This is a genomic window from Magnetospirillum sp. SS-4, assembly GCF_902729425.1.
In the GTDB taxonomy this organism is placed as follows: domain Bacteria; phylum Pseudomonadota; class Alphaproteobacteria; order Rhodospirillales; family Magnetospirillaceae; genus Phaeospirillum.
This window is the reverse complement of sequence record NZ_LR746531.1, coordinates 136527-157051: the sequence shown is the minus strand read 5'-3', so window position 1 is coordinate 157051 and position 20525 is coordinate 136527. Positions and strand designations below refer to the sequence as shown.

15 protein-coding genes, 1 tRNA gene and 1 pseudogene are annotated in these 20525 nt (G+C 68.4%); 7 read left to right on the top strand and 10 right to left on the bottom strand.

From position 1 onward, the window contains the following. The 10 genes and pseudogenes from MTBSS4_RS21105 to MTBSS4_RS21060 all read right to left on the bottom strand — a co-directional run. Positions 1–505: pseudogene (locus MTBSS4_RS21105) on the bottom strand (hypothetical protein); the annotation flags it as partial. A 47-nt stretch (positions 506–552) separates the two neighbouring features. After that, positions 553–1377, bottom strand: coding sequence for a 16S rRNA (adenine(1518)-N(6)/adenine(1519)-N(6))-dimethyltransferase RsmA (gene rsmA, locus MTBSS4_RS21100; protein ID WP_173985337.1), 825 nt, complete (start codon positions 1375–1377; stop codon positions 553–555). Then, complete coding sequence (gene pdxA, locus MTBSS4_RS21095) at positions 1374–2372, bottom strand: 4-hydroxythreonine-4-phosphate dehydrogenase PdxA (protein WP_173985336.1); 999 nt, start codon at positions 2370–2372, stop codon at positions 1374–1376. The genes rsmA and pdxA overlap by 4 nt, the downstream gene beginning before the upstream one ends. A gap of 18 nt (positions 2373–2390) precedes the next feature. Next, the gene (locus tag MTBSS4_RS21090) at positions 2391–3659 is read right to left on the bottom strand and encodes a peptidylprolyl isomerase (protein ID WP_173985335.1); all 1269 of its coding nucleotides are present in this window, start codon (positions 3657–3659) and stop codon (positions 2391–2393) included. Between the two features lie 67 nt (positions 3660–3726). Continuing rightward, positions 3727–6423 carry an LPS-assembly protein LptD gene (locus tag MTBSS4_RS21085; protein ID WP_254432699.1) on the bottom strand — a complete coding sequence of 899 codons (2697 nt, stop codon included), beginning with the start codon at positions 6421–6423 and terminating at the stop codon, positions 3727–3729. A gap of 16 nt (positions 6424–6439) precedes the next feature. Then, a complete protein-coding gene (lptF, locus tag MTBSS4_RS21080; protein WP_256367425.1) occupies positions 6440–7567 on the bottom strand; it encodes an LPS export ABC transporter permease LptF in 1128 nt (375 codons plus the stop codon). 42 nt (positions 7568–7609) lie between these two features. Beyond that, complete coding sequence (locus MTBSS4_RS21075) at positions 7610–9397, bottom strand: acyl-CoA dehydrogenase (protein ID WP_173985334.1); 1788 nt, start codon at positions 9395–9397, stop codon at positions 7610–7612. Positions 9398–9409: 12 nt separating this feature from the next. Further along, entirely contained in the window at positions 9410–10822 is a 1413-nt protein-coding gene (locus tag MTBSS4_RS21070; protein ID WP_173985333.1) for an FAD-binding oxidoreductase, read from the bottom strand. Then, positions 10819–11799: an L-threonylcarbamoyladenylate synthase gene (locus tag MTBSS4_RS21065; protein ID WP_173985332.1), complete on the bottom strand. Its 981-nt coding sequence runs from the start codon at positions 11797–11799 to the stop codon at positions 10819–10821. The genes MTBSS4_RS21070 and MTBSS4_RS21065 overlap by 4 nt, the downstream gene beginning before the upstream one ends. 96 nt (positions 11800–11895) lie before the next feature. Further along, positions 11896–11971 (bottom strand) — tRNA-Ala (locus MTBSS4_RS21060). 257 nt (positions 11972–12228) lie between these two features. On the opposite strand from MTBSS4_RS21060, the gene MTBSS4_RS21055 reads away from it, so the two are divergent. From MTBSS4_RS21055 to MTBSS4_RS21025, 7 genes are all read left to right on the top strand, one after another. Then, entirely contained in the window at positions 12229–12675 is a 447-nt protein-coding gene (locus MTBSS4_RS21055) for a hypothetical protein (protein WP_173985331.1), read from the top strand. A 313-nt stretch (positions 12676–12988) separates the two neighbouring features. Further along, positions 12989–13396, top strand: a complete 408-nt coding sequence (locus MTBSS4_RS21050) for a Crp/Fnr family transcriptional regulator (RefSeq protein WP_254432697.1) — start codon at positions 12989–12991, stop codon at positions 13394–13396. Between the two features lies 1 nt (position 13397). After that, complete coding sequence (locus MTBSS4_RS21045; protein WP_173985330.1) at positions 13398–14342, top strand: AEC family transporter; 945 nt, start codon at positions 13398–13400, stop codon at positions 14340–14342. A gap of 69 nt (positions 14343–14411) precedes the next feature. Beyond that, positions 14412–15581, top strand: a complete 1170-nt coding sequence (locus MTBSS4_RS21040; protein WP_173985329.1) for an isovaleryl-CoA dehydrogenase — start codon at positions 14412–14414, stop codon at positions 15579–15581. 109 nt (positions 15582–15690) lie between these two features. Beyond that, positions 15691–17298 (top strand): carboxyl transferase domain-containing protein, encoded by a 1608-nt coding sequence (locus MTBSS4_RS21035; protein ID WP_173985328.1) that lies wholly within the window; start codon positions 15691–15693, stop codon positions 17296–17298. 187 nt (positions 17299–17485) lie between these two features. Then, positions 17486–18256: an enoyl-CoA hydratase/isomerase family protein gene (locus MTBSS4_RS21030; RefSeq protein WP_173985327.1), complete on the top strand. Its 771-nt coding sequence runs from the start codon at positions 17486–17488 to the stop codon at positions 18254–18256. Between the two features lie 145 nt (positions 18257–18401). Continuing rightward, a complete protein-coding gene (locus MTBSS4_RS21025) occupies positions 18402–20396 on the top strand; it encodes an acetyl/propionyl/methylcrotonyl-CoA carboxylase subunit alpha (RefSeq protein ID WP_173985394.1) in 1995 nt (664 codons plus the stop codon). Positions 20397–20525 lie beyond the last annotated feature (129 nt).

Sequence of the window (20525 nt, the reverse complement as noted above, 5' to 3'; positions counted from 1 at the left end):
GCAGCAGGACGTCGTCCTCGTCCTCGTCCTCGTCGCTGGCGGGAACCGGCTCCGGCGCGGGAACGTCCTCCACCGGCTGGTCCAGCAGCAGGACGTCGTCATCGTCCTCGTCACTGGCGGGAACCGGCTCCGGCACGGGAACGTCCTCCACCGGCTGGTCCAGCAGCAGGACGTCGTCCTCGTCCTCGTCCTCGTCACTGGCGGGAACCGGCTCCGGTGCGGGAACGTCCTCCACCGGTTGGTCCAGCAGCAGGACGTCGTCATCGTCGCCGTGATCGGAAAGGGGGGGCTGTCCGGGGTCCGGATCATTCAAGACGGCGGCGGATCGGCGCGAGCGGCGTTCGAGGATGCGGCGAAACGGGCTGCGGAGCATCGCCGCCGTCGGCGAGGCGGTCGGCAGGTCGGCCAACGCCCGCTCAAGCAGCGCCGAGAAAGCCTCCGGTGGAGGGGCCGGTGGCTCGGTGGCCGCTTCTGGCAGCATCACTCGGACAAGCGGGTCGTGCATGCGGCCAGCCTATGTTAAGCGCCGTATCAATTCCATAGTCCGGACGGCTATCCGCGGGCGTCCAGGGCACGGGCCAGGGCGCAGAACGCCTCGACCGGAAGCTCCTCGGCGCGGGCGGTTCCGGCGAGTCCCGCCTCCGCCAGCAGGGCCTCGGCGCCGCCCAGTTGTCTCAGGCTGGAGCGCAGCATCTTGCGGCGCTGGCCAAAGGCGGCGGCGGTGACCCGCTCCAGCGTCTCGAAACGGGCCGGGGCCAGCGGCTGGGACCGCGGCGTCAGTTGGACCACCGTCGATGTCACCGCCGGCGGCGGGATGAAGGCGCGGCGGTCGACGTTGAACAGCGGGCGGACATCGCATCGCCACTGGGTGATCACGGACAGGCGGCCGTAATGGGGCGAACGCGGTGGCGCGGCCAGGCGGTCCACCACCTCCTTCTGGAACATCAGCACCATGGTCTCGAAGGAATCGGCCCGCCGCAGCCAGTTGATCAGCAGGGCGGTGGAGATGTTGTAGGGCAGGTTGGCGACGATGCGGCGCGGCGGCTGGCCCAGGTCGGCGGCGTCGATGGCCATGGCGTCGCCGGCGACGATCTCCAGCCGGCCGGGATAGGCGGCGGCGATCTCGTGCTGGATGGCGACGGCGCGGTCGTCGCGTTCGATGGCGATGACGCGGACGGCTCCGGCATCCAGCAGGGCTCGGGTGAGGCCGCCGGGACCGGGGCCGATCTCGATCACCGTTCCCGCCGACAGGTCGCCGGCGGCGCGGGCGATGCGGCCGGTCAGGTTGAGGTCGAACAGGAAATGCTGTCCCAGCGACTTGCGGGCGTCGAGGCCGTGGCTGGCGATGACCTCGCGCAGGGGGGGCAGCGGACTCACCGGCGTTTCCGGCGGTTGGCGGCGATGTCGGCGGCGGCGCGAAGGGCGGCCATCAGGCTGTCGGGGCTGGCCCCGCCGGTGCCGGCCAGATCGAAGGCGGTGCCGTGGTCGGGCGACGTCCGTACGAACGGCAGGCCCAGGGTGATGTTGACGCCCCGGTCGAAATCGATGGTCTTCAACGGGATCAGCGCCTGATCGTGATACATGCACAGCGCCGCGTCGTATGTCTGGCGGGCTCGGGCGTGGAACAGGGTGTCGGCGGGCAGCGGGCCAAAGGCGTCGATTCCGGCAAGGCGGAGCCTTTCCACCGCCGGAGCGACGATGTCGATGTCCTCGCGGCCCATGTCGCCGCCTTCGCCGGCATGGGGGTTGAGGGCCGCGACCGCCAGACGGGGACGGCCGATGCCGAAATCCTGTCCAAGAGCCTTGGCCGTCACCATGCCGATCTCGACGATGTCGTCGGCGCGCAGGCCGGCGACGGCCGCGGCCAGCGAGACGTGGATGGTGACCGGCACCACCCGCAGGCCGGGGCAGGCCAGCATCATCACCTCGCGCGGGGGGCTTTCGCCCAGCAGGGAGGCCAGGAACTCGGTATGGCCGGGAAAGGCGAAGCCGCCCCGATGCATGACCTGCTTGTGAATGGGATTGGTGACCAGCGCCGCCGCCTCGCCGGCCAGGGCAAGGGCGACGGCGCGGCGGATGGAGGCGGTCACCGCCGCCACGTTGGCCGGATCGGGATGGCCGGGCTCGACCGCCTTCGCCAAGGATTGGGGCAGCACCGGCAAGGCGTGGGGAAAGATGGCGGCGGCCTCGGCGGCCGAGGCGATCTCGGCCACCGGCACCGCCAGCCCCAGCCGGCGGGTCAGGCCGGCCAGGCGGACGGGATCGTCGATGATCAGGAACGGCGGGATTCCCTCGCCTCGCCGGCTCCACGCCATCAGGGCGAGGTCGCCGCCGACGCCGGCGGGTTCGCCCATGGTCAGGGCGAGCGGCATGGTTCCGGTCACCGTCGGCTACAGCCTGAAATCGATGAAGGCGGCCCGCCGCAGATCGCGCAGATAGCGCTTGCCCTGGATATCCATCTTCTGGTCCTCGATCTGGCGCCGGATCACGTCGCGCGACGGCAGGCCACCCTGATCGGGCGCTGCGCTGCGCGAGCAGACCATGAAGACCAGGAAGCCGTCGCCGGCATTCACCGGCTTGCTGGCCTGGCCGACCGGCAGTTCGCCGATGATCTTCTGGATATCCAGGGGCAGACCGGACTTCAGGGTGTTGTCGATGCGGCCGGAACGGGGCGATTTGAGCTGGCGGCCGATTTCCTCGAATGCGTCGCAGGATCGGGCCGCCTGCGACATCTCGGCCGCCTTGGCCGCAATCTGCTCGCGCGGGATCTGGCCATCGGCGGGAAGGGGAAAGAATATCTGGGCGACGCTGACGGTTTCGTCCTTGCCGCCGCCGCTGCCGAAGATGCGCTTGTCGATCATCGCGATGATGGTGAAGCCGTTGCCGGTGCGGATCAGCGGGCTGATCTGGTCCTTTTCCAACGGCGCGACGGCCTCGCGCACCTCGTCGTCCAGCGTCGCGTCGGACATCCATCCCAGGACGCCGCCCTGGCCGGCGGTGGCGCTTTGCGAGAACTGGCGGGCCAGGGCGGCGAACGGAGCCCCGGCCTTCAACTGGTCGATCAGGCGTTCGCCCAGGCGGCGCGATTCTTCCTCCTGGGACGGGGTTTCGGCTCCCAGGACGATTTCGGCCAGATTGTATTCGGGACGCCCGATCTTCTGGCGCATGGTCTCCAGGCGGTCGTTGATCTCCTCCTCGCTGGCGCGGATGGATTGCTGCAACATCCTGCCGGTCAGCTTCATCCAGGTGAGATCGGCCCGAATCTGGTCGCGGATGGCGTCGATGTCGATTCCGCGCTGCGTCATGTAGGCGGCGAGACCGCCGGGCGGCATGCCGTTCTGCTGTTCCAGGTTGCGGATGCTGCGGTTGACGTCGTCGCCCGAGACCGAGACGCCGACACGGGTGGCTTCCTGAACCTGAAGGCGCTCGTCCACCATCTTGCGCAGCACCTGCGGAACGGCGCGGCGGCGGTTCTCGATGTTGTCCGGCAATCCGGTCATCACCAGGGCCATCTTCAGGCGGGTGTCGAGATCGCGGAGCGAGATGACGTCGTCATTGACGACGGCGGCGATGCGGTCGATGTCCTGGGCGCGCCCGCTGAAGGGGATCGCTGACAGGGTGACGCAGGCGACGATGACAACGGCGAAACGAGCCAACATCCTGGCAATCCTCTTGGCCTTCGCGGCGCGTCCGGTCGGGACCGCCGCGGGGGGTGGGCTAAATCGATCAGAAGAGGCCGACGGGGGCCTCGCCCAGCGACTTCAGAACAATGGTCAGCATGACACTGTATCCCGAGAGCAGGCCCGGGGCGGTGGAGTAATAGCGGTTCATGCTGCCGATGACGGCAAGGCATTCGTCGCTGTAGACGGTGGAGGCGGTCCAGTTGAGGACGCCGCCGGTCTCCTCCAGATCCTGGCTCAGGCTGAAGCTGGAGCGCCAGTACTGGGTCAGGGCCGAGTTGAGGCCGTAGACGGCGTATTGCCGGCGCGGATAGAGCGACACGCCGGTATTGGTGGTCGACGACAGGAACCCATAGGTGGCCGAGACGTTGAACGCCTGCGGTCCCGCGGTCAGGCCCGCCTCGTTGCGCCGGACCTGGAGCGACGACTTGTCGAGCCGGATGCGGTCGGTGATGGTCAGGTATCCGGTGGGGCGGATGTCGAGGCGGCCGAGATAGTCCGAGGTCGATCCGGTGAAGCCGCTGCCCTGGCCGAAGGTCGAATCCACATGCTGGCGCCAGCCCTGGGCCGCCTGGATGCCGATCATGCCGCCCGTGGCCGGATAGGCGGTATAGCGCAGGCCGTAGCCGCCGCGCAGCCCGCCTTCCACCCGGTCCAGCCCGACCACCCGCGACGTTCGCAACACGTTGGTCTCATCCAGTTCGAACCCCAGCGAATCCTCGTTGGGAAACCTGGCGCTGTTGCCGCCGATGGGGCTGATCGCCACCGTGGCGACGGGCTCGATCACCTGCGAGACCGAGGTGCCGGGGCGCGAGAACGGGTAGCGCCAGTTGATCGAGGCCTCGGGGATCACCCGTCCGACCGAGGACTTGCCGTCCGAGGTGGTGGCAAGGCCGTTGGCCTGGTAGGCGTCGCCGCGCAGGCTGGCCGAGACCAGCAGGACCTGACCGTCCGGCGTGGTCAGCGGCAGGTTCCAGGCGGTGCGGTGGGACAGGCGCCGGGCGTCGGTGCCCCGATCGCGGGTATAGGCCAGAACGTCGCTGTCGAAGCTCCAGTAGCTTCCGGCCCAGCCGGGCTCGCTGATGTTCTGCATCATGACGTGGGGCAGGACCACCGGCGACTTGGAGCCGTCCTGGACGACGGTGTTTCCCTGGAACAGGATGGATTCCGCCAAGGCGTAGTTGCGGCGGCCGAATCCCTCGACATAGGGCCGCGTCACCAGCCAGGGGCGCTCGGTGTCGGTGCGGACCTTGTACAGGCTGCGATAGGTCTGGTCCGACTGGTGCTGAACCTGCCAGCCGGCGCGCCAGGTCCGGTTCAGCTCGAACAGGGCGTTGGATTCAACATGGCCGCGGACGTCGCCGGTGATGCGGTCGGTGGTGATGCTGGCCCTGGTCTTCATCTCGCCCCGCTTGCCCAGCCAGCGGTGCTCGCCGGTGAGATGCAGGTGCTTCATGGCGTTGTCGTTCAGTTCCGAGACCGATCCGTCCTTGGGCAGCTTGGTCTGCGGGGCCATGAAGCGGGGAATCAGGGTGACGTCCTGGTTGTCGGCCAGGGCAAAGAAATACGGCGTCGACAGCGATGGCCCAAGCTTGCTGTGGAATCCGACCGAGGGGGCCAGGAAACCGGTCTTGCGCTTCACCGACGGGTCGGGATGCGACAGATAGGGGGTGTAGAGAACCGGAATTCCGGCCAGCTCGATCCAGGCGTCGCGGTATTCCACCTGGGCCTCGGCCTGATTGTGGGTGACCCTCGCCGCCTTGGCCTGCCAGATGGGGGTGGCGTCGGGCTTGTCCTTGCATGGCTCGCAGGCGGTGTAGACCACCCGGTCGAAATCGGTGCGGTCGCCGCCGACCCGCTGGCCGGCCTGGGCGGCCAGTCTGGAATTGTCGGCCAGGATCAGGCGGATATCGCGGGCGACACCGTTCTTGAAGTCGCCGGTCAGCTCGAAGTACTCGGCATGGGTGACCTCGCCGGTGGGCTCGGTCAGGATCACGTTGCCGGAGGCCCCCATCACGTCCTGCTTCAGGTTGTAGGTGACGGTGTCGGCGGTGATGGTGCGTCCGGCCTGTTGCATTTCCACCCGGCCGGTGGCGGTGACGATGCCGTATTCGCGGTCGTAGACCAGTTGGTCGGCCAGCATGTGCACTGGCGTGTCGCCGGTGTCCTTGCTCTTAAGGCCGGCCTGGGTGCCGCGGGGAATGATGCGGGGCGGGCGCTTCAGGCCGACGGCGTCGCCATCCCGATCGATATCGTCGGCTGCCGGGGATGCCGCCCGTCGGATTGCCGGTGGCGGTGGGGCGGCCCGCCGGGCCGGAACAACGTCCGTGGCCGGGCCGGGTGCGGTGGTGGTGGCCGACGCGAAGGAGGAGGATGGCGGCGGGGCGGCCGGGGACAGGCGGTCGTCGCCCCAGGCCTGTCCCCAGCCGCCGACCTCGGGATAGCTCTCGTGGAACAGGGGAGCGCCCGAAGGCGCGGCCGCCGCCCGCGCCGCCCCCGCCGGCAATGCGTGGGTCGGCAGGCCGGCGGCGGCCGGCGGCGGCCGGTAGCCGGGGGGCTGCTGTTGCTGTTGCCGCTGCTGCGGGGGTGGCGGCGCCGTGGGGATGTCGTCGCCCCAGGCCTGCCCCCAGCCGCCGATTTCGGGAAAGGCCGTGCCCGCGACCATATCGGCGCGGGCGCCGCCGCTCAGTGCCGTGGAAGAGGCCAGCAGGGTCAGCAGAAGAAAGGGGCGGGGTTTGAGCACGTCGTCCTCGGCCGGGTCAGGCGATATCGGGGGGAGCGGCGGCGGGGATTCCCCCGCGGCGCGGCTTCGACTCGCGGGTCAGCATCCACAGCGAGAAGGCGATGGGGGCGGTGACGGCGACGTAGATCGCCGGAACCAGGGCAAGGTTGGCGGTGGCGAGGTTGGACATTCCCAGCGCCGCCGCCTGGGTCGCCACCATCAATCCGATGGACGCCATGATCTGCGCCAGTTGGCCGCGCCGGTCGAATCCCGAGGTCAGCAGGATACACACCGCCAGCAGCGAAAATCCCAGATTGTAGAGCGGCGTGGTCAGGCGGTTGTGCAGTTCGACCTTGAAACGGCGGTATTCGACGGGGTTGACCTGGCCCTCGGCGATGCCGGCCAGTTCGGACAGGCTGCGTTCGCGGGCGTCGCGGAAGCGGTCGGGCTTGGTTCCGGTGGCGGTGGCGAAGTCGACGGTATAGCTGTCGAAATGCAGCAGCGACAGCCGGCCGGTTCCGGGGATGACTTCCTGGCGGTTGCCGTTGACCATCAGCACTCTGGGGCCGGTTTCGGTATAGACCAGGGCGCCCCGTTCGGCCATCAGGGTGACGGCGGCCTTGGCCGAGCGCTTGTCGTGGACCAGCAGGCCCAGCAACTCGCCGCTGGGGCTGCGCGAACGGACATAGATGGTCAGGCCGTCGCCGAACTTGTTGAACACGCCTTCCTGCAACAGCACGTTGGAGATGTCGTGGCGGATGGTCCACTGCATCTCGTGGAATCCGCGAACCGTCATGGGAATCAGCCAGCAGGTCAGCAGATAGCCGATGGCGGTCGCCCCCAGGCCCATCAGGATCACCGGCCGGGCCAGGGCCAGATGGCTCAGCCCGGCGGCGCGCAGCACCACCAGTTCGCGGTCGGCGATCAGGCGGTTGTAGGTGAACAGCGCCACCGCGAAGAGCGAGATGGGAATGATCACCACCAGGAAGCCCGGCATCAGCAGCAGGGTCAGCGTCAGGAAGGAGCCGATGCTGAGCCCCTTGTTGACGATCATCTCGACGAAGCGAAGGGATTGGGTCAGCCACAAGACGCAAGTCAGCGCGATGGAGACGAAAACCACCCCCACCAGCATCTGCCGCAGTATGTATCGTGTTATTCCCGACATCGCGGGGGGATTATAGACATCCCCCGCGGTGCCGAACAGCGTTTAAAACCAGTCGGACGGCATGGACATCACCGGCGCCGATCCGGCCTCGATGGCGGCCAGCAGGGCGCCGGCCTCGGGCAGGATGTCCTCGGCGTAGAAATGGGCGGTGGCGATCTTGGCCGACAGGAAGGCGTCGTCGGAATCGCCCTCGTCCAGCCGCCGCTTGGCCGCCAGGGCCATACGGGCCGACAGCCAGCCGCCGGTGGTGATGGCCAGCAGGTCGAGGAAGGGCGTCGCCGCCGCCCCGGCCAGATGTGGGTCGTCGGCATGGACGCGAAGGATGTGCTCCATGGCCGACGAGGCGGCGAAGATGGCCGCCGCCAGCTGGCGACGGATGGCGGGAAAGGGTTCGGCCCTCAACTGGGCCAGCGGCGCGTCCAGCACCCGCAGCTCGGCGATGAAGTCGCGCAGGACCTCGCCATTGTCGCGGATCAGCTTGCGGCCGATCAGGTCCATGGCCTGGATGCCGTTGGTGCCTTCGTAGATGGGGGTGATGCGGACGTCGCGCAGGTGCTGCGCCACGCCGGCCTCTTCCATGAAGCCCATGCCGCCGAACACCTGAATGGTCAGGTCGGCGACTCGGACGCCCGAGGCGGTTCCCCAGGCCTTGACCATGGGAATCAACAGGTCGAGCCGGGCGTGGGCGTGGGCGCGCTCGGCCTTGTCGGGGTGGCGCCGCGACAGGTCCATGCGCGAGGCGGCGTAATAGGCCAGCGCCCGCGTCGTCTCGGTCAGCGCCCGCTGGGTCATCAGCATGCGCCGCACGTCGGGATGGCGGATGATGGGGCCGGGGGCGTCGAAGCCGGGGGCGACGCCCTGGACCCGCTCGCGGGCGTAGGCCACCGCCTTCTGGCGGGCGCGCTCGGCCTGGGCGATGCCTTCCAGCCCGACCGCGAGGCGGGCGTTGTTCATCATGGTGAACATCAGGGCGAGTCCCTGGTTCTCGCGCCCGACCAGGGTTCCGACGGCGCCTTCCTCCTCGCCGAACGCCATGACGCAGGTGGGCGAGCCGTGGATGCCCAGCTTGTGTTCCAGCTTGATGCACTTGACGTCGTTGCGCCGGCCCATGCTGCCGTCGGGGTTGACCAGCACCTTCGGCACCAGGAACAGCGAGACGCCCTTGACGCCGGGCGGCGCGTCGGGCAGGCGGGCCAGCACCAGGTGGACGATGTTCTCGGCGGCGTCGTGGTCGCCGCCGGTGATGAAGATCTTCTGGCCGCGGATGCGGTACTGCCCGTTGTCGCGGGTGGCGCGGGCCCGCAGCGCGCCGACGTCCGAGCCGGCATTGGGCTCGGTCAGGTTCATGGTTCCGGTCCATTGGCCGCTGACCAGCTTGGGCAGGAACAGGGCCTTCTGGTCATTGGTGCCGTGACTGGACAGCAGTTCCACCGCGCCCTGGGTCAGCATCGGAATCAGGGCGAAGGCCATGTTGGCCGAGTGCCAGAGTTCCTGAACCGCCGTTCCCACCAGCCAGGGCAGGCCCTGGCCGCCGTGCTCGGCATCGAACGGCACCGCGTTCCAGCCGGCCTTGACGAACTGGCGGTAGGCGGCGGCGAAGCCGGGCGGCAGCGTCACCTTGCCGTTGTCCAGGGCGCAGCCCTCGCGGTCGCCCACCGGATTGAGCGGCGCCAGCGCCGAGGCGGCGAAGCGGCCGGCCTCCTCCAGCACCGCCACCACCAGATCGGGCGTGGCCTCGTCGTGGCCGGGCAGGGCGTTGATGCGGACAAGCTCGCCGATCTCCTCGATGGCGAAGGCCATGTCCCTGGTCGGCGCGGTGAAGGTGGGCATTGCGGTCTCTGGTCAGGTGATCCGGGGGGGGATGATCTTGCCGGGATTCATCAGTCCCGACGGGTCGATGGCCGACTTTAGGCGGCGCATCAGGTCGATGTCCACCGCCGGCTTGTAATGGAGCATTTCGTCCACCTTCAGCCGGCCGATGCCGTGCTCGGCCGAGATGGAGCCGTCCATCCCGGCCACGATGTCGTGGACGATGCGGTTCATGCGGCCCCATTCGGCCAGGAACGCCTGTTTATCGCCGCCCACGGGCTGGGTCAGGTTGAAATGGGTGTTGCCGTCGCCCAGATGGCCGAACGCCACCACCCGCACGCCGGGCAGCGCCCGCTCCACCGCCTCGGTGCAGCGGCGGATCATCTCGGGCACCCGCGACGTCGCCACCGACACGTCATGCTTGATGGAGCCGCCTTCCCGCTTCTGGGCCTCGGGGATGGATTCGCGCAGGCGCCACAGCGCGCTTCGCTGCTCGTGGCTTTCGGCCAGCACCGCGTCCAGGGCCGATCCGTCGACCAGGGCGTCGGCCAGGATGCCTTCCAGGGCCTCGCGCAGGCCGCCCGGCCGCGACGACGACAGTTCCAGCAGCAGGTACCAGGGGTGCCGCGCCGCGAAGGGATCGCGCAGCCCGTCGACATGGGTCAGCCCCAGGTCGAGGCCGATGCGGGGCATCAGTTCGCAGGCGGTGACGCAATCGCCGCTGGCGCGCCGGGCGCGGCCCAGCAGCGCCAGGGCGGCATCGGGATCGGGCAGGGCGACCAGGGCGGTCTGGCGCTCGGCCACGGCGGGAAACAGCTTCAGCACGGCAGCGGTGACGATGCCCAGCGTTCCTTCCGCGCCGATGAACAGGTGATGCAGGGCGTAGCCGGTATTGTCCTTGCGCAGCCGCTTCAGCCCGTTCCACACCCGGCCGTCGGGCAGCACCACCTCCAGGCCCAGCACCAGGTCGCGGGTGGCGCCGTAGCGCAGCACGTTGGTGCCGCCGGCATTGGTCGAGATGTTGCCGCCGATGCGGCACGATCCTTCCGCCCCCAGGCTGAGCGGGAACAGGCAGCCCGCCTGCCCGGCCGCCTGTTGCAGGCTGGCCAGGACGCAGCCGGCCTCGGCGGTCAGGGTGAAATCGACGGCGTCCACATGGCGGATGCGGGTCAGGCGCTCGGTGGAGATCACCACCGCCCGGCCGTGCTCGGGCGGGACGCCGCCGCCGCACAGGCCGGTATTGCCGCCCTGGGGGACCATGGCGATGCCGGCTTCGGCGCAGGCCTTGACCACCTCGGCGACCTCGGCGGTGGACCCCGGCCGTACCGCCGCCAGGGCGGCGCCGTGGAACAGGCCGCGCTCCTCCTCCAGATAGGGGGCGAGATCGCTTCCGATCAGCACGTTGCCGGGGCCGACGACGGCGGCAAGCCGATCGATCAGGCTCATTTCGGCCTCGGGGCGGCGGCGCGGCGCAGGCGGTCGTTGATGGCGAGGCCCAGGCCGTATCGGGGAATGGGCATCACCGCGATGCCGCCGTATTCCGGCCGGTCGAGGGCGCGCAGCATGGCGAACAGGTTGGCGGCGGCTTCCTCCAGGTCGCCCGACGGCGACAGGTTCAGTGTGGCCGCTTCGGCCGGGCCGAAGCCCAGCAGCGCCTCGCCGGATTCGGCAAAGGCGGCGTCGGGGCGCACCGGCAGGCCGGGCGCGTAGTGGCTTTCCATCTGGCCGGGCGAGCGGGGCGCGTCCGGGCGGTCGGCGCCGTGAGGCAGGGCCAGCCCCAGCACGGCCTCCAGGGTCTCCACTTCGATGCCGCCGGGGCGCAGCACGGCGGGACGGTCGCCGGACAGGTCGAGGACGGTGGATTCGACGCCGACCCGGCAGGGACCTCCGTCCAGGATCAGGGCGACCCGTCCGCCCAGGCATTCGGCGACGTGGCCGGCCTCGGTGGGGCTGACGGCGCCGGACCGGTTGGCCGAGGGCGCCGCCAGCGGCCGGCCGGCCGCCGCGATCAGCGCCAGCGCCACCGGATGGTCGGGCATGCGCACGGCGACGGAATCGAGGCCGGCGGAGGCAAGCAGCGATACCGGTGAATCGGGGCGGCGCGGCAGCACCAGGGTCAGCGGCCCCGGCCAGAAGCGTGCCGCCAGCCTGCGGGCGTCCAGGGTCATCTCCACCAGGGCTTCCGCCTGTTCCAGCGAGGCGACGTGGGCGATCAGCGGGTTGAAGCTGGGGCGGCCCTTGGCCTCGAAGATGGCGGCGACTGCGCGGTCGCAGGTGGCGTCGCCGCCCAGTCCGTAGACGGTCTCGGTGGGAAAGGCCACCAATCCGCCGTCGCGCAGGATCTCGGCCGCCTCGGCGATGGCGGCGGCGGTCGCGGGCCGGATGGGGGCGGGCAGGGTGGGGCTGGTTTCGGACTGGGCCATCGAAGCACCATAGTGCAATCGCCCCCGCGGGGGCCAGACATGGACTCGCAAAAGCGAAAGGGCCTGGCCGTCGCCGGCCAGGCCCTTGCTTTGGTTTGGTGGAGCTAGACGGAATCGAACCGACGACCTCTTGAATGCCATTCAAGCGCTCTCCCAACTGAGCTATAGCCCCTGAATTTCGTTCCGCCGGGCTTGGGGCCCCGTCGGTGGAGGCGGAACATATGGGTTCCGAAGGTGGGTTGCAAGCGAAAAATTCGGTCCCCGGCCCGGTTTCGGGGGGATGGCGGCCGGCGCGGACGGTCCAGAATGCTGTTGCATTTTGTTGCGAATTGTGGGCAGTGTATAGCCTGTGCCAGAAGGTATTTCGCCAGGGGGCTGTCGAAAAGGATCGTCCCCGTGCACAGGCAACAACCCAGATAGGAGGGCAGAATGTCCACCTCGATTGCAGCCAATGTCGGCCCGCGCGCCTCGGCTTCCGAGACGCAGGTGCCTCATCCGCCACCCCCGAGCCATGAATCCGAGGCTGTTCGGAAGCAGGCTCCGTCCCCGGCGGAACAGATCGCCTTTACCAGCCCAGTCATCAAGGTTGACAGCGACACCGGCCTCGCCTTGCTGGTGGTTCGCGACGGTTCGACCGGCGAGGAACTGGACCAGTATCCGTCCAAGAAGGTCGTCGAGGAATATCAGCGCGTCCAGGGCAGTGCTCCGGACCCGCAGGCCGCAGCCCAGGCTGCGCCGGCGGACGGCGCCGCGACCCTTGCGGCCGCCGCCTCGGTGGCTCCGGCTCCGGCCGCTCCGCCGCCATCGACCGGATCGGGCACCGCGGGTGCGTCTTCCGTGGCGGGCTCTGGCGGCGTCAAGCCGGTGGGCGGCTGAGGGAACCGAGACCAACACGCCGGGAACGTTCCCGCTCCCGCCGCCGTTCCGGCGGCGACACGGCCTCGTCCGTCCGGATGAGGCCGGAAGTGGTCGCGGACTCGGCGGACTGGCGGGCGGTGGCAGGCTCCGGCCATATCGGACGGGCCTGCTGACGGTCGCCCTGATCTTCGCCGGAGACCTGTTCCGGCAAGGGGGTGAATCCTGCGCGCACGGTGGCGCCGCGGGATAATTGGCGTTTCCCGCCGGCGATGATTCCACGTTATGCTGTTCGGGGTTATGCCGTTCGGGCCGACCGGAAAAAAACGGGGGGATGATGACCGACAGGAAAGCGGGAACACCCGAACGGCGCAGTTTCGCCAAGGGCAGCGTGATCTTTCGCGAGGGTGACGCCGGCACCGAGGCCTACATGCTTCAGCAGGGCACCGTGCGCATCTTCAAGACGGTGGCGGGCAAGCGGGTGACCATCGGCCGCGTCTGGCCGTTCCAGGTGTTCGGCGAATTGTCCATGATCGACGACGCCCCGCGCATGGCCGGCGCGCTGGCCGATGACGACGTGACCTGCCTGGTTCTGGGCAAGGACGCCATCCGCGTCATGATGGAACCGGCGCCGCCCGGCCTTAATAGCTTGATCCTGTCGCTGCTCAGCACCATCCGCGAGATGGGCAAGGATCTGGCCGACGCCAGGGCCACCTTGCAGGAGCACGGGATCGAGACCTGACATGGGCACCATCCTGGCGGCGCTGATTCCCGTGGTCCTGCTGATCGCGCTGGGGCACCAGATGCGTTCGCGCCAATGGCTCGACGACGGTTTCTGGATGCCGGCCGAACGCGCGACCCTCTACATCTTCTTTCCGGCCCTGCTGGTGGTCAGTCTGGCCAAGGCGCCGCTGTCGGGGTTGCCGGTGGCCGAGATCATGGCGGTCGAGGGGCTGGTGGTGCTTCTGGTCCTCGGATTCGGCGTCGTCCTGGCCGGACCGTTGACCCGGCCGCCGGTCGGCCTCGACGGTCCCGGCCTGACCTCGCTGCTGCAATGCGCCACCCGTCCCAACACCTATGTCGGGCTGGCCGCCGCCGCCGGCCTGTGGGGCGGCGACGGCGTGGCGCTGATCGCCATCTGCACGGCCATGGTGGTGCCGCTGGTCAATCTGGTGTTCATTCCGGTGATGCTGCGCTGGGGGCGCTCCGACGGCGGGCAGTCCATGCGATGGAGCGCGGTGGCGAGGTCCATCGTCACCAATCCGCTGATCATCGCCTGCGTCTTCGGCATCGGCCTCAACCTGACCGGATTCGCCTTGCCGGCGCCGGTCTCGGCGTTCCTCGACATCCTGGCCGGAGCCTCGCTGCCGCTGGGGCTGCTGGCGGTGGGGGCCGGGCTGTCGCTGCGGACGCTCCGCCGAGCCGGCGTCTCGGTGGCGCTCTCCATCGCCGCCAAGATGGCCCTGATGCCGCTGCTGGCGCTGGCCATGGGGCATGCCCTCGGACTGGACGGCCTAAGCCTCACCGCTTGCGTCGCCTACGCCGCCCTGCCGGCGGCGCCGGTCTCCTACATCTTCGCCCGCCAGATGGGCGGCGACGCGCCGCTGGTCGCCACCATGCTGTCGGCCCAGACCCTGGCGGCGGCGGTTCTGATGCCGGCCTGGATCGTGCTGGCCGGCGGGATGTAAAATTCCTTGCGACCGAATTAAAAAAACGTATGATCGTTTAATGGCTTTCCGCGGATGGGAGATTGACGAATGGCTGGCTTCACCTCGGCGCTGAACTTCGATCTGGGCGAGACCGCCGATATGCTGCGCGATCAGGTGGCGGCCTTCGCCGCCGCCGAGATCGCCCCCCTGGCGGCCGAGATCGACCGCAGCAACGAGTTTCCCAATCACCTGTGGCGCAAGATGGGCGGGATGGGCCTGCTGGGCATCACCGTCGAGGAGGAATACGGCGGCGCCGGCATGACCTATCTGGAGCATGTCATCGCCATGGAGGAGATCAGCCGGGCCTCGGCCTCGGTGGGGCTGTCCTACGGGGCGCATTCCAATCTCTGCGTCAACCAGATCCGCCGCAACGGCAACGAGGCGCAGAAGAAGAAGTACCTGCCCAGGCTGATCAGCGGCGAATATATCGGCGCCCTGGCCATGAGCGAGCCCAATGCCGGCTCGGACGTGGTGTCCATGAAGCTGAAGGCCGAGAAGAAGGGCGACCGCTATATCCTCAACGGCACCAAGATGTGGATCACCAACGGCCCCGACGCCAATGTGATCGTGGTCTACGCCAAGACCGACGTGAATGCCGGGCCAAGGGGCATCACCACCTTCCTGGTGGAAAAGAATTTCAAGGGGTTCTCGGTGGCGCAGAAGCTGGACAAGCTGGGCATGCGCGGCTCCAACACCGGCGAGCTGGTGTTCCAGGATTGCGAGGTGCCGGAAGAGAACGTGCTGAACGCCGTCGGCAAGGGCGTCAACGTGCTGATGAGCGGCCTGGATTACGAGCGCGTCGTGCTGTCGGGCGGGCCGCTCGGCATCATGGCCGCCTGCATGGACATCGTGGTTCCCTATGTCCACGACCGTCACCAGTTCGGTCAGCCCATCGGCATGTTCCAGCTGATGCAGGGCAAGCTGGCCGACATGTACACCACCTTCAACGCCTGCCGTGCCTACACCTATGCGGTGGCCAGGGCCTGCAATCGTGGCGAGACAAGCCGCAAGGACGCGGCCGGCGTCATTCTCTATGCCGCCGAGAAGGCCACCTGGATGGCGCTGGAGGCGATCCAGGCCCTGGGCGGCAACGGCTATATCAACGAATACGCCACCGGCCGGCTGCTGCGCGATGCCAAGCTCTACGAGATCGGCGCCGGCACCAGCGAGATCCGCCGGATGTTGATCGGCCGCGAGCTGTTCGAAGAGACCAGGTAATCCTCCTCATCGCCTCCTTCGCCAACCGTCATGGCCGGGCTTGACCCGGCCATCCATGGACCCCCGGATCAAGTCCGGGGGTGACGATGAAAAAGTGGAACAGCCGGCCATGACCGTCATCAAAAGCTCCATCAATCCCCGTTCGGATGAGTTCAAGGCCAATGCCAAGGCCATGGCGGCGGTGGTCGACGATCTCAGGGCGGTGGTCGCCAAGGTCAAGATGGGCGGCGGCCCCGCCATGAACGAGCGCCATCTGGCGCGGGGCAAGCTGCTGCCGCGCGAGCGCATCCGCCGCCTGCTCGACGTCGGTTCGCCGTTCCTGGAATTCTCGCAGCTCGCCGCCTGGGACATGTATTCCAAGGACGTGATGGGGGCCGGCATCATCACCGGCATCGGCTCGATCCACGGCCAGGAATGCATGATCGTCGCCAATGACGGCACCGTGAAGGGCGGCAGCTACTATCCCCTGACGGTGAAGAAGCACCTGCGCGCCCAGGACATCGCCAAGGAAAACAACCTGCCTTGCGTCTATCTGGTGGAATCGGGCGGCGCCAACCTGCCCAACCAGGACGAGGTTTTCCCCGACCGCGACCATTTCGGCCGCATCTTCTACAATCAGGCCCAGCTCTCGGCCATGGGCATTCCGCAGATATCGGTGGTCCACGGGTCCTGCACCGCCGGCGGCGCCTACATCCCGGCCATGAGCGACGAAAGCGTCATCGTCAGGAACCAGGGCACCATCTTCCTAGGCGGGCCACCGCTGGTGAAGGCCGCCACCGGCGAGGTGGTCACCGCCGAGGATCTGGGCGGCGCCGACGTTCATTGTCGCGTCTCGGGCGTCACCGACCATTACGCCATGGACGATGGCCACGCCCTTGCCATCGCGCGTCGCATCGTCGGCAACCTCAACCGTACCAAGCCGATCGGCCTCGACATCGCGCCGCCGGAGGAACCGCTCTACGATCCCCGTGAGATTTACGGCATCATTCCCGCCGATCGCCGCAAGCCCTATGACGTGCGCGAAGTCATCGCCCGCATCGTCGACGGGTCTCGGCTCGACGAGTTCAAGCAGACCTACGGCACCACCCTGGTGACCGGCTTCGCCCGCATCTGGGGCTATCCGGTGGGTATCGTCGCCAACAACGGCATCCTGTTTTCGGAATCGGCCCAGAAGGGCGCCCATTTCGTCGAATTGTGCAGCCAGCGCGGCATTCCGCTGATCTTCCTGCAAAATATCACCGGCTTCATGGTCGGGCGCAAATACGAGGCCGGCGGCATCGCCAAGGACGGCGCCAAGATGGTGACCGCCGTGGCCTGTGCCAAGGTGCCGCGCTTCACCGTCATCATCGGCGGCAGCTTCGGCGCCGGCAATTACGGCATGTGCGGCCGGGCCTATCAGCCGCGCATGCTGTTCATGTGGCCCAACGGCCGCGTGTCGGTGATGGGCGGCGACCAGGCCGCCAACGTCATGGCCCAGATCAAGCGCGACGCCCTGGAGGCCAAGGGCCAGAGCTGGCCGTCCGACGAGGAGGAGGCGTTCAAGGCCCCGATCCGCAACCAGTACGAGACCCAGGGCCATCCCTACTACGCCGGCGCCCGCCTGTGGGACGACGGCCTGGTCGATCCGGCCGAGACCCGCATGGTGCTGGCGCTGGGCCTGTCGGCCGCCTTCAATGCCCCCATCGAGCCGACCCGCTTCGGCGTATTCCGGATGTGAGGGAGGCGGAATTGGCTTTTCAGGACGTCTGCCGGACTCTGCGCTTCATGCCGGGGTATTCACCACAGAGACACAGAGGCACAGAGATGGCACAGAGAAAAACAAATAAGAAAATTTCCTCTGTGTTTTCTCTGTGCCTCTGTGTCTCTGTGGTTAATTCACTGTTTCCCCACCACGGAAGAAGCCGATGAGCACCCTTCTCATCGAGACCAGGGACGGCGTCCGCTTCGTCACCCTCAATCGCCCCGACCGCCACAACGCCTTCGACGATGTCCTGATCACGGAGCTGACCGCCGCGTTCTCCGATGTCGATGACGTTCGCGCCGTGGTGCTGCAAAGCACCGGCAAGAGCTTTTCCGCCGGCGGCGATCTCGCCTGGATGAAGCGCATGGCCGGCAATTCCCCGGCCGAGAATCTGGCCGACGCCAAGGCGCTGTCCGGCCTGATGGAGGCGATCGATTCCTGCCCCCGCCCGGTGATCGGCGTGGTCCAGGGCGCCGCCTATGGCGGCGGCGTCGGGCTGGTGGCCTGCTGCGATCTGGCGGTGGCGGCCGAAGGGGCGACGTTCTGCCTGTCCGAGGTCAAGCTGGGCCTGATTCCGGCGGCCATCAGCCCGTTCGTGGTTCGCGCCATGGGCGGGCGGCTGGCGCGGCGCTACTCAATCACCGCCGAGGTGTTCGGCGCAGCCACGGCGCTGGCCTCGGGGCTGGTGCACGAGATGGTGGCGCCGGACCGGCTGGACGAGGTCCGGGACGGCTGGCTGAACCGGCTGGCGGCCAATTCGCCCAAGGCCATGGCGGCGGCCAAGCGGCTGATCCGCCGGGTCGCCGACGATTCGCTGGACGGGACGTTGCGCGACTGGACGGCGGTGCAGATCGCCGATATCCGCGCCAGCGACGAGGGCCAGGAAGGCGTCTCCGCCTTTCTGGAAAAGCGCAAGCCCGGATGGGCGCGATGACGATGATACTTCTCCCTCGCCCCCCGCAGGGGGGAGAGGGTCGGGGTGAGGGGGTGGTCGTGGCGGAAAAAGCCCTCACCCGTCTCGCTGTCGCTCGCCACCCTCTCCCGCAAGCGGGCGAGGGGAAAGGAACAGAGGGATGAGCATGTTCGACAAGATCCTGATCGCCAACCGGGGCGAAATCGCCTGCCGCGTCATCCGCACCTGCCGGCGGCTCGGCATCCGCACCGTCGCGGTCTATTCCGAGGCCGACGCCAACGCCCGGCATGTGGCCATGGCCGACGAGGCGTTCCTGATCGGACCGGCCCCGGCGGCGGAAAGCTATCTGCGCACCGACGCCATCCTCGACGCCATCGCCCGGTCGGGGGCACAGGCGGTTCATCCCGGCTATGGCTTCCTGTCCGAGAACGCCGGCTTCGCCGAGGCTTGCGCCCGGGTCGGCGTGGTGTTCATCGGCCCGCCGGCCGACGCCATCCGCGCCATGGGTTCCAAGTCGGACTCCAAGCGGCTGATGGAGGCGGCGGGCGTGCCGCTGGTGCCGGGATATCACGGCAAGGGCCAGTCGGTGGCGGAACTGACCAAGGAGGCGGCCCGCATCGGCTATCCGGTGCTGGTCAAGGCCTCGGCCGGCGGTGGCGGCAAGGGCATGCGGGTGGTCGAGGCCGAGGCCGGCCTGGCCGACGCCGTCGCCTCGGCCAGGCGCGAGGCCAAGGCGGCGTTCGGCGACGATTCGCTGTTGCTGGAAAGCTATCTCGGCCGGCCGCGACATGTGGAAATCCAGGTGTTCGCCGATACTCAGGGCAACGCCGTCTATCTGTTCGAGCGCGATTGCTCCATCCAGCGCCGCCATCAGAAGGTGATCGAGGAGGCGCCGGCCCCGGCGCTGTCCGACCATGTGCGGCGCGCCATGGGCGAGGCGGCGGTGGCGGCAGCAGGGGCGGTGAAGTATGTCGGCGCCGGCACGGTGGAATTTCTCTACCAGGACGGCCGCTTCTACTTCATCGAGATGAATACCCGGTTGCAGGTGGAACACCCGGTGACCGAGATGATCACCGGTCTCGATCTGGTGGAATGGCAGTTGCTGGTGGCCTCGGGCAAGCCCTTGCCGCTGGGCCAGGAGCAGTTGACCCGCAGGGGACACGCCTTCGAGGCGCGGCTGTATGCCGAGGACCCGTCCCGCGATTTCCTGCCCGCCATCGGCCGGCTGACCCATCTGGAGCCGCCGGTGGAAAACCGCCATGTCCGCGTCGATACCGGCGTGCGCCAGGGCGACGAGGTCAGCCAGTACTACGATCCCATGATCGCCAAGCTGATCGTGTGGGACGAGGACCGCGACGCCGCCCTGCGCCGCCTGCGCCGCGCCCTGGCGGATTATCATGTCGCCGGCGTCACCACCAATGTGGGCTTCCTCGGCGCCATCGCCGCCCATCCCGCCTTCGCCGCCGAGGAGATCGACACCGGCTTCATCGAGCGCCACCGCGCCGCCTTGCTGCCGCCGCCGGCGCCGGTGCCGGCCCTGGGGCTGGCCTTCGCCTCGCTGGCGCTGCTGCTGTGGCGGGAAGAGGAAGCGGCCGTGGCCGCCCGCCGCTCGGGCGATCCTCACTCACCTTGGCACCAGACCTCCGGCTGGCGGCTGAATGACGACAATCAGCATGATTTCCGCTTCGTCGACGGCGACGACATCCGGCCGGTGATGGTGCATTTCGTCAAGGACGGCTGGACGCTGGACCTGCCCGATGGCCCGTTGTCGGCGCGCCGCGCCCAATTGGCCGGCCGCACGCTGACCGCCGAGATCGGGGGCGAGCGCCGGGCCGCCACCGTGGTCCGGAACGGCTTCGACATCACCGTTCTGCATGACGGGCAAAGCTGGCGGATCAGGCTGGACGATCCCTCGGCCAGGGCCGCCGACCAGGATGCCGGCGACGGCCGGCTGGCGGCGCCCATGCCGGGGACGGTGGTGCAGGTGCTGGTCAAGGCCGGCGATGCGGTCGGCGGCGGCCAGCCGCTGATCGTGGTCGAGGCGATGAAGATGGAACATACCATCAAGGCCCCGGCTGACGGCACCGTCAGGGCGGTGCATTTCGGCGTCGGAGACCCGGTGGCCGAGGGCGCCGACCTGCTGGATTTCGAGGCGGGTTGAGGGCTCATCCTTCGAGACGGGCCGACGGCCCTCCTCAGGATGAGGAGGCTTTCTTGATCGCCTCGTCCTGAGGAGCGCAGCGTCTCGAAGGGCGAGGCCGTGAAGGTGGTGCTGACGACAGGGAGATTC